The sequence below is a fragment of the Marinobacter nitratireducens genome, from assembly GCF_000708045.1.
In the GTDB taxonomy this organism is placed as follows: Bacteria; Pseudomonadota; Gammaproteobacteria; order Pseudomonadales; family Oleiphilaceae; genus Marinobacter; species Marinobacter nitratireducens.
Genome location: NZ_ANIE01000009.1, coordinates 392,832 through 404,789 on the forward strand (window position 1 = coordinate 392,832; position 11,958 = coordinate 404,789).

Sequence of the window (11,958 nt, forward strand, 5' to 3'; positions counted from 1 at the left end):
CCGCTTAAAGACGGAATAGCTAAAGCTCGAAGAGCTATTCTCTTTTTTGAGAGTAGGTAGTAGATTTTGATTTGTAAAAGAATGTGCTCAGATCTATAGGGGATTTGATATGCCCCATTTTGTGTAGCCCGCTATCTATCAACGAGCGAATAATGGTTTGAGGGTCAGCATTAACGTTTTTTTCGAAACAAAACTGTCGAATTAAAGCTTCGAATGCTCCTTCTTGATCGCCGAATAGTACGTCTCGATTGATTACGTGAATTTGCTCGGGTTTGCTCTGATTGATCGTCGCAGTATGCGTATCGCGCAGCGCAAGTGAAATAGCTGTGCGTGCAAGCACATTAGGAGTGAGGCGTGTTTTTGTTTGCAAGAACTGCAGCCTGTCCCAGGTCTTTTTACTCAACTGAATGCGGGTGGGAAACATTTCAGCTCGCCTCCTTTTGGTGCCAAAAATAACCTTCACGGATGCGAGTCGCTCCGGCTTTTGAATTATATTCGAGCTTATAGGCCCGGGATATGTCGGGTGCGAGATCAGCATAGAATGATTCATCCACCTCAGTGTCTGTTGAGAGCACAATCATCTGGTGGCTTGCGATAGGGAAATAGCCTTCTATCAGCTTGGTTCTGTGCTCGGAGTCTAGCCTCCCTAATGGAGTATCGACGATCATAGGCAGCTGACGTCCGGAGGTTTTTGCAAGCGCCTCAAGAACAGCAATTGCAAATATCTGTTTTTCACCAGCTGAAAGCTCGTCTTTCGCTATCGTCCGCCCGTTACCGGTCAATAGTTCTACGTGGAAGGTCTTTGGGTTGATCCGAATTTGTAGATCCATGTCCTCTTTCCGAGCAAGTTTGGCAAAGCACTCGGTGAACTGGACTTCAAGGTCTCGAACCTTGGCGGTCGCTGTCTGATCGACATAGTCCGCGAGCAAGCCATTGGCGTTGTTGACGTAGTCGATAACTCTCTTTTGGTCGCTCAGCTTCGCAGCAGTTTCGTACAGTCGGTCAAGCCGGCGGGCTATTTCGACGGCTTCATTAGCTGCGTCTCTTCCTTTCGCCCGCGCTGACTCGATTTCAGCATCTAACCTGCCAAGTTTTTGCTGTAGCTGCTGCAAGTTTTCGAAATCAGAGGCAATCAAAGAATCGTCCGGAGCGCGGGCCAGAGATGCGCCAATTTCATCGAGTTCCGCTTCGATGCACTCCAGAGCATCAAACAACTTAATCACGTCCTGCCGTTGTTTACTGGCGTCCTCGAATGCTGAGTATATTTTCCCTGCTTGAGAGGGCGTTAAGTCGTGAACCAAAGTCTGGGATTCGAGGTCTTGATGGGAGTTGCCCAGTTTATCCATCTCAGCGAGCACGATAGCCAAAGAATCGGGTGCCAGCTTTGAATCGAGAGCGTCTTCCAGGTGTGTTCGGTATTCGTTGTGGATTCTGTGTTCCTGCAAAAGCCCCTGAAGCTGGAGGTCTTGCTCAATCTGCTCTTTAGTTCTTCGGCAAAAGTCCTCTGCCAAGGCAATGGGTGCGGCGTCGGATATAAGGCCATTGATGTCGGATATTAAGTTATCTCGCTCGCTTTGGAGCTGACTCAACCTGGCTTCTAGCTGAGCCCGAGATGTGGAGAAATGCCCCCCCCGATCATCGATGTCTTTTTGGAGTCTGTTCGCGCGGTCTTGTAACTCAGCGCGCTGAGCGAGGATGGTTGAGATCTCTTGACGGACGATCTCAGCTTGCTTCCGACAGTGCGTCAGTTTGGACTGTTCAGCATCGATTTGTGACTGCATTTCCTGAGCTGACGATCGTTTAGCCAGGTTCCGATTAAGAACAGTGAGATCGCCGGAGAGCCGTTCCACGACGTCGAGCCCGAGTAATTTCTTGATAGACTGTTCGAGGGCTATTCCTCCGGAATCATCAGCTAGTTGGGCGATTTTCTCACCATCAAAAAAGAATAAGTCGGATACACCTGCAGGTATCAGTTCATTCAGAAAATTCTGAGCTTGCTCGTAGCTCAGACCTTTAATAGGCGTATCATTCTCCAAGACAGTGAGTGTTTCCTTAACGCCTTTGCCCTTTCGTTCCCATTCACGCTTAACGTGGTACTGGCTTTCCGTTCCGAGCTTTGCGTAAGTGAATTTGAGCTCAACAGACGAAGAGTTGGCAGAGCGACCAGTCTCTCTTGAGTGATGGATGGCGTCGAGCAGAAACTCATCATAGCGCTTTTGGGAAACTGCACTGCCCAGACACAAACGTCCGTAGAGCGCCAACCTTACGCCCAAAAGGATGCTTGTTTTACCCGCGCCATTTAAACCGCCAAAAAGAATGATGGGGCATGTTTTGCCCGCACGCTTTTCGGGCGTAAGGTTGAAGGAGTTTTTCCCTTCGTAGACTCGAAAGTCGGTAAGCGTAAGCTCTTTAATCAGCATTAGTTCAAAAACTCTGAAAATTCGTCTTTCACTTCCTCAACGTACGATTTGCCACGCTTACGAAAGGAATGGTTGCGCTCATTGATTGCGTCGAGATCCTCCCAATCTCTTTGGAGGATACTCTCCAGGCTGTTCAGTATGCCCCTTCGATTGCCTAGACCCGATACTTGAAGTTCTGCTTCCAGCATCTTGCGAACAAGCGCTGATGGAACACCGTATTTTTCTGCGAGCCTCTCAAGTGTTTCGGAATCTGCTCGTGTAAATGCGCCAGCATCGTCCTCTACCCAGTCAAGGTCCTCTCCATAGACCTCGCGATAAATCCGCGGCAGGGAGTCTTCCCAGTCCGGTTCATTTGGGTCGCGTAGCCATTCTCTTCTTATCATGTGTAACTCGGGGCGAGTAATCAGTTCGATAGACTCACCACTCTCGTTAATCCCCTTCTCAATAGTGAGCAATTCACGGAGGAATTCTTGGCGCTTGGACAGCCAATAGGGGCCCGGAATATGGCGTACTTCTCGCACACTGTCATCACTGATGTCGCCCGAGTTGTAAGAGACCCTTCCTGTTCTTCGCCGGAAGTTGCGATACTCCTCAGAGTTTTCTGGTTGGCGGGACATGTATAGTTTGTTTCTGAACGCCAACAAAGGCTTCATCCAATTGGCACCCGACTCGATAAGGCCATGCAGCGCTTTATCGTCAGTCACAACGGTGCACGTCCAGCACCCGAAACGGCTGTTCCCACACGAGGGCGTACTTTTATCGATTACCAGCGGGCACTCGCCTTGGTTCGACCCTTTGTACAATTCGAGCAACTCTTGGTTTGATCCTCCCCATGGGCATGGGGCACTCATTAGGTACATCCACACTTCGTCTGCGGACCAGCTTTCGATGGGCATATACGTGTAGGCGTTTGGAAGAGAGCTGTGGCGGCTAAGGGCAGAACCATCGATTTTATGTTTCGCGATAACCTGGGCGCGAGACGCACTCTCTTGGCTGCGAGAGCCCAACACTACAACGGCCTCACCAAATTTGGCGACCTTATCGAGAATAAACTCACTCACAGGGTCTATTTTCATTCGCTCTGTACACCAGCGGAACGTCTGATTTGGCGCAGGATAACCACGACCGAGCAAATTCACCCAAAAGGTTTGATCTGTCTTTGGCACAACACTGTATGCACTGATAGGTAGGCCCTCTTTCGGCGCTGCCTCATTAATCAGCTTTATTACTCTCTTGATCATGTCGACCACGACAGGGGTCTCAACCAAGGTGTCAGACGAGACCACATAAACATGTTTGGTTCGCTTTTCGGCAGGAAGCTGCAGTAGTGCCATGTAGATCAAGGAAAGAACGCAAGTAGAGTCTTTTCCTCCACTGAAGCCAATAATCCAGGGCCGGTCGTCAGAGCAATATATGTTCTGAATTTCGCGCACTAGGTCCACTAGAGGGCGATTGCCAAGAGAAAACTCCTGAATCATGGACAGATGATCCGGGAAAACGAACTGTTCCTGCGCAGTCATGGCTTAAGCGACTCCTCGTATTCCTGCTCGGAAGGGGTGAGAGGAACACTTAATTGCTGTTTGATGTAGTTGCCCGTGAGGACGACGCTACTGCGAGCCTTGCTAATGCGACCGTGGTGCATTGCTCGACCTTCCCACTCATTGTTAGCTCGTGCCCAATCAATGTCTTGAAGACCTTGCAGTATCCGGCTCCACTGAGATTTTGGCTTGAACAAAAGGTCGGCGCCTATTTGGCCCATGGCCTGCAGCATGACGCCATGGGCATGAACGTATTGCTCACGGAGCTCGCAGGTCGCTACTTTCTTTTCCAGAGCGAGTTGCCAGTCTCTCATGTTAGCCGCTACTTCATTCCAGTATTCAATTGCCAACTGCTGCTCGTCCTCGCTAACTAGGTCACTCTTCCCTTTCATCAGCAGAGCCTTTGAGGCGTTCTTGATAGCCGACAACGTAAAAAGTTTGCTGCTTCGGTTGGATATGCTGGATCTCTCCATTTCCGTCAGCCGGGAGAATACCTTCACCTCACGAGCAACAACTCGGGCGAGTTCGGATAAGTGATCTCGGTGGTCATAGAGCGTGCTGATAGAGTCGCTTGGCCGGACAGCGTGCTTGTTGAGATCCGCGAACATTTGCTGGCTGCGCTTCAGACCTTCGTCAATAAAGAACAACACAGGGACGTTGTCGTAACCGAGTTCTGGATTTTGTTCGATTGCCTGAACGATGGCTTCACGGCGGTGTTGGCCGTCGTTGATCAGGATTTTTGCATCCATGGGGATCGACAGTAGCCCCAGGTTTTGAGCGATACCTGTGTCGGTACTGGGTTCAAACGAGACCTGACCATCTACAGACGCTGTGATTCCCGAAAGCGTATAGTCCGTTGGATTGTCGACCAAATAGCTGACAATGTCTGGTATTCGGGTTCGATTCAATACTCGTTGAGCTCTCAGTTCTGGAGGAACCTCCTGCCCATCGAAGATGAAAATTTTTGGTATTAGTCGTAACGGGCACATGGCCACGTAGCAAGGCCGTCCGGACTGAACGCCTCTCGCTGCCGGGAAGGTGTGGGAGAACTCGGCCATGAGGGTCTCCGGGAATGGAAGTTAAAAGTTGGAGCGGAAGTTAATTTACCTAAAATAAACTTCCGGGTCAACGTGGCCAGGGCGAGGTTTCAGATTGGAGAGTTATCTAAGTTAATGAAATCGTTGAGAGAGTAAGATCTTGGGATTAGTCGTTCGTTAGCAGAGCTTCGCTTCATCACCGTTACCTGCTTGGCCGGTGTCTCGCTGAAACTTACGTGAATTGGCCGGTCTTGGCCATAGAAATACATCCTATCGAATTCGAGGTTTTCCGCGATCCATTGACTGACCTCGAACATGTCCTCATCTTCGACGATAAAGTCTACTGCGGCGCCCCCGCGCATGCAGATGGGGTTGCCTAACCTGTTCAGTTCATGGGATGCGTGCTGATCTAGTTTCGGAGCGATCCTACGCCGTATATTTTTGCTCAGTTCTGACGAGCAAAAGCCATAAGTGAGCTTGATCATGCCGAAATAGTCCACGATAGGATCGATAAGAATATTGGCTAGGTCGAGGAGGGCGGTGTAACTCTCTGGTTGGAGCGGGTGATTCTCGATTTTAAGCGACTTCTGCGTTTCGCCGCATTCAATTAGGTCGCGATATTTGAAGTATTGGCCGCAGGGATGATCGAGGTTCGGAATTTCGGTACTCCTTGTCAGGCTGTGTCCTTCTATTGCCCATCTCTTGTCGCGCAGCGCGTTCTGAAAATCTCTGTCAGGAGGGCCGAAGCCGCTAAAATCGCCAACTCCCAGTTGTTCAAGCGCTTCATCAAAACGCAATTGTTCGGCATAGTTTTCTTGATCCTCATGCATATACCTGCTCTTCAGGTAGAGGTTGGGAGGGGCAAACTCATCACCGTATTGGTAAACATCGATCCGCTGATTTCTCAAATTAATCTTGGTGCGAACGAGCATTTTCGGAATGGCCTTTCCGAAGAAGTCGTCGTAACTCATGAGGGAAAGCTTCCCGGAACGGATGTGGATTTTGACTAGATCGGCAGAACTTGGGTCTCCGAATAGGCTAGATGCACATGTGATGTAAATTCGGAGGACTGGGGGCAATCTTGGTATTAACTCAGTGTGTAGTTGCAGTGAGTGATCGTCATGCAGCCACCCCAAGCCCTGTTCAGCGGCTTCGATACAAGCAGACAGGATCGCACTCTTATCTAATACTTGAACGAGATGATCTTCTCCGATTGTTTGGGCATTCGCTAGGGTCCCAAAAAAATGTCTGACATCTTCCTTGAGCTTGTCAGGCATAGGGCGTGGGGGAGCGCTCCGGAAGAATCGTAGTTCGGCAAACTGAACAATCAGATCGTCCTTGCGAGCCTGTTCAGCCCTCGCTAATGCTAACGCTCCCTCCTCATTCTTGACGGTCTCAAGAATTCTCAATGCGGCTGGGTAGGAGCCCAGAAATCTCCGAATGTCATTGAGGTTTTCGATCTCGCTTGGCTTGGGTTTTCTGCCAAAATCTAGCCAAGTGCTCCACAACTTTTCGAAAATATCCTTGTTGTTTTCATACTTCCGTAGACTAGGCGGTGTCCGGCGCTCAGGTTTCTGGCTGTTGAGCGGTCTTTTCGCTCGAAGTAGTCGAGGGTGGCTTCGTTTAACGCTTTTTCTAGCCAGGAAGTCAGTCTTCGCTGCATCCGTTTTGAAAGCGTAAAAAATTCCCGGAGCTATCGGAACAGGCTCTGTTCTGAGCACTGATTCAATGTAAGTTGCCAGTTCGCCTTGTGAAAAATACTTTTGGAAAGTGTTTCGCGAGGTGCGCACACCATCCATGAAAGGGAGTCCACCCCGAGCATTTGCGTTTTCCAGCATCGCAGATACGACTAAGATTTCTGACGCAAGTTCATAGGCGCTGGTCAGGACGAGGTGGCGTTCCTCAGGCACTTCAATAACATTGATGACGAACCCTAGGTTGACGATGTCTGCTGTTTTCTTTTCTGCACTGGGAGAATAATAAGGATCCCATCCAGCTACGTTTATATTGCTATCTTTTAGGAGCTGAACATCGTTGCCCTTGCCGCACCCGTAGTCAAAGACTGACCTCGTCTGATCAAGGTAGCCATATCGCGCAAGGCTTTGCATAGGTGCCGATAGTTGCGTTCGAGTGAGGGCAGTTAAATGTCGGTGAATTTCTGACCCGCTTTCGATGGCTGACAGGTTCTCTGTAGTTTCATTGGCTAGAGGTACGAGGGCGTGCTCGGAAACCTCATAACCCTTTAGCTTCAAGAGACGATTCCAGTCCTGTAGGAACCCTATTCTGGTCGTATCGTCGAATAAACCGATACTCTCAGCCTCTTTGGTCAGCTCCAAAAACCGTTGAGAATCTGGGTGAGAGGATGGCAGCAGAAGTTCTTTGCGGTGAAGGATGGGGGGATTATTCGACTCTGAATAAACTCTGTATCGGCACTGCCCTGTATCGAGATTAACCTTCCATGATTGTTCGAGAATCGGGAAAGCTTCCTCAAAAAAAGATGGATAGTTCAGGAAAGATATTTCGGGAGCACTTTCTCGGAGCTTAATGACGTTGTAGTGGGCTCCTGGAGTAATCCTGGCCTCGGCTTTGCGCACAGCGTTGCGGCTTTCTTCGTCAAGTTCAGAAAGCGCGGAGGTATGTAGATACCTGTAATCAGCGATCTTCTTGCCAATAAACCTGTTTGATTTTTCCACGGGGACTGAACCGAATGTGCCGACACCTGTTCTATTAATGGACTAGCGTACACCAGAGGGTGGCGAATCTGGAGCCAAGTCGGTCGGAAGAATAGCTGGTATTGGTCTGGGTAATGCATTTTGAGATTAGCGCTTCATTGTCTAAGCCAGCGAGAATCGGTTCTTGCGATGGTTGCGGCTTCTGCTCGGGGAGGCTGTGTCACCGGGTTCGCAGGGGGTAATCGGTGCAATGGTCTTGATAGCGAGTGGTGATTCAGCCGTGCAGAATAGCGGGGCACTGCGAGGGCACCATTTGGGCACAGGCGAAAAAATAGAGGGAAATACGTGCTTTTAGTCTGGCCGTGCAAAGGTCAGCGATCAAAGCGGAGAGTTAAGGAATACTAAAGTGGGGGTGATATCGATTAGGAAGTTGACTTCCCGGTAACTCATTGATTTGCCAATTAAATGGCCCGCCCGTCAGGATTCGAACCTGAGACCTTCGCCTCCGGAGGGCGACGCTCTATCCAGCTGAGCTACGGGCGGATTTCAACAAGTTTGGCATGTTTGACCGTTGCCTTCGGTTCCGGATTTTTTCTCTGACCCTTGCCTCCGGAGGGCAGCGCTCTATCCAGCTGAGCTACGGGCGGATGAAACTGTTCGCGCATCGCGTCAATTTCGAGTGCGCAATCTTACGTGTGCAGGGGGCGTCTGTCCAGCCCCTCCGGTGTTGATAGACATTATGCTTTGGGCAGCAGTTGCTTGGGGGAAACGGTGACCAGATTCTGATCCGTACTGAGGGTGACGTCGCCATCCTGTACGCTGATCTGAATGTCCATTGAGCGCTCGGCGAGACCTGCCAGGGTGTCGGTCTCTTCCGCAGCCAGGTCGACAATAGTAAGGTTGCTAAATCGCTCCAGCTTGTTATGGTGTTTTTCCCACCACACTGGCACGGCCCGGCCGCCGTAGGTGTAAAGGATGACATGTTGCGAGCGGTTGCAGGCCTTTCGCAGTCGGTCCTCGTCCGGCAGGCCCAGGTCTATCCATTGTTCGATGTCATCGGTCAGGGTTTTCTGCCAGAGTTCCGGTTCGTCGTCCGTACTCAAACCCTTGGTGAATTCCAGGTCATCGCTGGCGTTCAATGCGAATGCAAGCAGTCGGATCATCATTCGTTCATCGGTTTCCGAGGGATGGCGAGCCACGGTCAGGTGGTGATCTGCATAATAGTGCCTGTCCATATCAGCGATATGGAGGGTGGCTTTGAATATGGTGGCTTTCAGTGCCATTCAGGGCATGTCCTTGTTTGGATCCGGGTGCCTAAGTGTAGTGCAAAATAGAAGTGGCGGGACATTACGGCATGGTGTTGTTGCGTGGTTTTTTGACGCTGGTGATTTTTTTCCTGCTGGGCGAGGCCGTTCGGGTTCTGGCGGGGTTGCCAATCAGCGGGGGCGTGCTGGGGATGATCATGGTGACCTTCACCTTGATGGTTCGGGGGCGGGTCAGTGATGAACTCGCTGCGGCCAGTCAGGGCCTCATCGCCGTTTTGGTTATGCTGATTTCCCCCGGTGTGGTTGGCGTGTTTTTCATTGCTGACCGGTTCTCTGACCACTGGCTTACCGTGCTTGTGGCCTTGTCTGTGGGCACGATGCTCAGTGTGCTCACCACCTTGTGGGTCATGAAAAAAGTGGCGGGTGTTGAGGGAGGGGGCGATGATTGATGGATCCGGCAGCATTGGTGAGCTGATGGCTGTATGGACAGCCGGACCAATGCTTTCCATCGCGATGACTCTCGCGGCCTTTCTGGCGGCTCAGTGGATCTTCGGGAAAATCCGCAGGCCGCTCTGGATGCCCCCGGTGCTTATCGCAGCCGTTCTGCTGACAGCAGTGGTTGCCGCCAGTGGCATTGGTTTCGAAAAATACCAGCAGGGCGCACGCTGGCTGACCGTTCTTCTGGGGCCCGCAACCGTGGCGCTGGGTGTGCCGCTATACCAGCAAATGCATCATATCCGTGCGCTCTGGAAACCGATTCTGGTGACGCTGCCTATCGCTGCTACGCTTGCCGCGGGCTACGCATTGGTAATTGCCTGGTCAATGGGCGCATCGCCTATGGTGATGGCATCTCTCGCCCCCAAGTCCGTCACCGCGCCCATCGCCATGGGGATTGCAGAGCAGTTAGGCGGATCGGTGCCACTGACGCTGGGTGCCTTGCTGATAACCGGTGTTCTGGCCTCATTGTTTGTTGAATGGGGCACCAGGTGGTTGCGCGTGAAAGATGAGCGGATCATCGGTTTTGCGCTGGGCCTGAATGGCCATGCAGTGGGTACCGCCCGCGCCTTTGAAATCAGCCCCACGGCCGGGGCCTTCTCATCCCTTGGGATGGGGCTGACCGGGATATTCACCGCGTTGCTGTTGCCGTTGTTGCTGTCCTTCGCCCGCTAGGTCAGTCCTCACGACGTTCCGCGATTAAAAGCGTGAAGGCAAGGGAGACGACCGCAGAAAGCGCTATCAGAACGAGAACAGTGAGCTGCCCGGCCCGGCCTTCCACAAAGGATTTGCCATGCCACGCTGACTGGTCAATTTCGCTAATGATGTACCAGTATGTCTGACTAGCGCCTCCGTTTTCCCCGCCAAGTTCCGGAACCTGGTGGAAGGGAAAGACTTGTCGGAAGGTGTAGATCTTCTCAGGGGACTCCATTTTTCCAGAGCGGGCGTTGAGCATGGTCCGCCACAGATCCGGATCGTAGTTTTGCAGGCGATGAGCCTCGTTACCGAGCTGGGCTCCCCATTCCCACTTCGGGTCAGGCGCTACGATCCAGTAGCCATCCTGGCTGACCAGCATCGATTTCTGGCTCGGGCCGGCAGCGAATAAACCCCGGATCTGGCTCAACAGTGCGTTGGCGCTGTAGTTGATCACGAGTATCAGGTCCGAATCCGGTGTATCCGTGAGTACTTTAACGGCCACCCGGATCACAGGCTTAAGTGGGCGTTCGATTTCACCGTGTTCGATATTAAGGTCCAGTGGTGAGAAGTACACCTGTCCGGTTGGGGTTCGGGCGGCTGCGGTGACGTAATACCGAAGAAGCTTGTTCTGAAGTTCCGATGCGGGCACCAGCCTGGCACCCTCATTCGCTCGGTCAGCCCTCAGTATCTCCTGGCCATCTGTCCGCAGCAGTCGCACCTGGTCATACGCGGGATTGAGCTCGACCAGTCTGGTGAAGATGTTTGCGAGGTCGGAGTCCTCAGGGATCGGGGCAGACGTGTCTTCCGGGATGAGGTTCTCCAGGCTCGCCAGGAAGCGCACATCCCTTGCCATCTGCAACATTCTTTGCTGGAGCGTCAGCTCTGTGAGTTCAAGTATCTGATTGTGATTGCTGACGAGCTCCGCTTTGATTCTCTGTTCGTGACTGGAGCGGATCGGCGTCATCATGAGCGCGAGAAGGAACAGGCAAGCGGAAAATACCACCAGGAAGAGTAGCGTCAGTTTGGCTTTTCGGCGCCAGAACTCTCTTTCTAACTGTGGGCTTGGCATCAATTTGTCGCTCTCTCGGGCTCGGTTGCGGGATGAAAGTCGCTGTATCTGAGCGCAGATGGTCTATAGTTGAGTAGATGTAATATACATATAAGAGTAAATGCGATATGGAAGAAGCCGGCAAGCCCCAGAACGAAAAAATTCGCTTGGCAGTGCTGGAAGGGGCCAACCTGTTGGAAGAAGGGGAAGACGACGCGTTTCATGGGTTAACAGAACTGGCCCAGGAAGTATTTGACGTCAAGATTTCCGCTTTCTCATTGATCTATGAGTACAAGCAGTGGTTTAAGTCCATTCGAGGGTTGGATGTCTGTGAAGTCTCGAGAGACATCTCCTTCTGTAACCACGTGATTGCGCTGGATCGGTCGCTGGTTATTGAGGATACGTTAAAAGATCCCAGGTTTCACGATCACCCTTTCGTTGTGGAGGCTCCGTTTATCCGGTTTTACGCCGGGGTACCTGTCAGGTTGTCGATTGGCCGGGAAACGGTGGATCTGGGGGCGTTTTGCATTATTGATGATCGCCCTCGAGCATTCGGTGCCAAAGAGGAAAAACTGCTGTCGCTATTCGGCCAGCAGACAGAACATCTGGTCAATCAGCATCTGGCTCAGCAACACCTGAATGACACCTGCGAGAAACTTCGCCGAACACTCTTGCATGTAGAGTCATTGCAGCGCGAACACGACGGTGAATAATAATGATTGCAAATTGATATAGATCAAAAAAACGGCGTTTCTATGCGCCAATTGGATTGCAGGCTGGAACCTTA

At 51.5% G+C, this 11,958-nt stretch carries 10 protein-coding genes and 1 tRNA gene; 3 read left to right on the forward strand and 8 right to left on the reverse strand.

Annotation, left to right across the window (positions count from 1 at the left end):
• Positions 1-34: 34 nt before the first annotated feature.
• From D777_RS15770 to D777_RS15800, 7 genes are all read right to left on the reverse strand, one after another.
• Entirely contained in the window at positions 35-424 is a 390-nt protein-coding gene (locus D777_RS15770; protein ID WP_036134102.1) for a DndE family protein, read from the reverse strand.
• A 1-nt stretch (position 425) separates the two neighbouring features.
• Positions 426-2,420, reverse strand: a complete 1,995-nt coding sequence (gene dndD / locus D777_RS15775; protein ID WP_036134104.1) for a DNA sulfur modification protein DndD — start codon at positions 2,418-2,420, stop codon at positions 426-428.
• Positions 2,420-3,940: a DNA phosphorothioation system sulfurtransferase DndC gene (gene dndC, locus D777_RS15780; protein WP_036134106.1), complete on the reverse strand. Its 1,521-nt coding sequence runs from the start codon at positions 3,938-3,940 to the stop codon at positions 2,420-2,422. Before dndC ends, dndD begins: the two co-directional genes overlap by 1 nt.
• Complete coding sequence (dndB, locus tag D777_RS15785; protein WP_036134109.1) at positions 3,937-5,016, reverse strand: DNA sulfur modification protein DndB; 1,080 nt, start codon at positions 5,014-5,016, stop codon at positions 3,937-3,939. Before dndB ends, dndC begins: the two co-directional genes overlap by 4 nt.
• A gap of 89 nt (positions 5,017-5,105) precedes the next feature.
• Positions 5,106-7,688, reverse strand: a complete 2,583-nt coding sequence (locus D777_RS15790; RefSeq protein WP_051669151.1) for a DNA phosphorothioation-associated putative methyltransferase — start codon at positions 7,686-7,688, stop codon at positions 5,106-5,108.
• 445 nt (positions 7,689-8,133) lie between these two features.
• A tRNA-Arg gene (locus D777_RS15795) sits at positions 8,134-8,210 on the reverse strand.
• Positions 8,211-8,404: 194 nt separating this feature from the next.
• A complete protein-coding gene (locus tag D777_RS15800; RefSeq protein ID WP_036134111.1) occupies positions 8,405-8,950 on the reverse strand; it encodes a YaeQ family protein in 546 nt (181 codons plus the stop codon).
• A gap of 71 nt (positions 8,951-9,021) precedes the next feature.
• Here D777_RS15800 and D777_RS15805 point away from each other — a divergent pair, with 71 nt between their 5' ends.
• Entirely contained in the window at positions 9,022-9,381 is a 360-nt protein-coding gene (locus tag D777_RS15805; RefSeq protein WP_036134113.1) for a CidA/LrgA family protein, read from the forward strand.
• Positions 9,374-10,102, forward strand: a complete 729-nt coding sequence (locus D777_RS15810; RefSeq protein WP_036134115.1) for an LrgB family protein — start codon at positions 9,374-9,376, stop codon at positions 10,100-10,102. The genes D777_RS15805 and D777_RS15810 overlap by 8 nt, the downstream gene beginning before the upstream one ends.
• Before the next feature lies 1 nt (position 10,103).
• On the opposite strand, the gene D777_RS15815 is transcribed toward D777_RS15810, so the two are convergent.
• Positions 10,104-11,192 carry a cache domain-containing protein gene (locus D777_RS15815; RefSeq protein ID WP_150112661.1) on the reverse strand — a complete coding sequence of 363 codons (1,089 nt, stop codon included), beginning with the start codon at positions 11,190-11,192 and terminating at the stop codon, positions 10,104-10,106.
• A 107-nt stretch (positions 11,193-11,299) separates the two neighbouring features.
• On the opposite strand from D777_RS15815, the gene D777_RS15820 reads away from it, so the two are divergent.
• Entirely contained in the window at positions 11,300-11,884 is a 585-nt protein-coding gene (locus D777_RS15820) for a GAF domain-containing protein (RefSeq protein ID WP_051669152.1), read from the forward strand.
• The last annotated feature ends 74 nt before the right edge of the window (positions 11,885-11,958 follow it).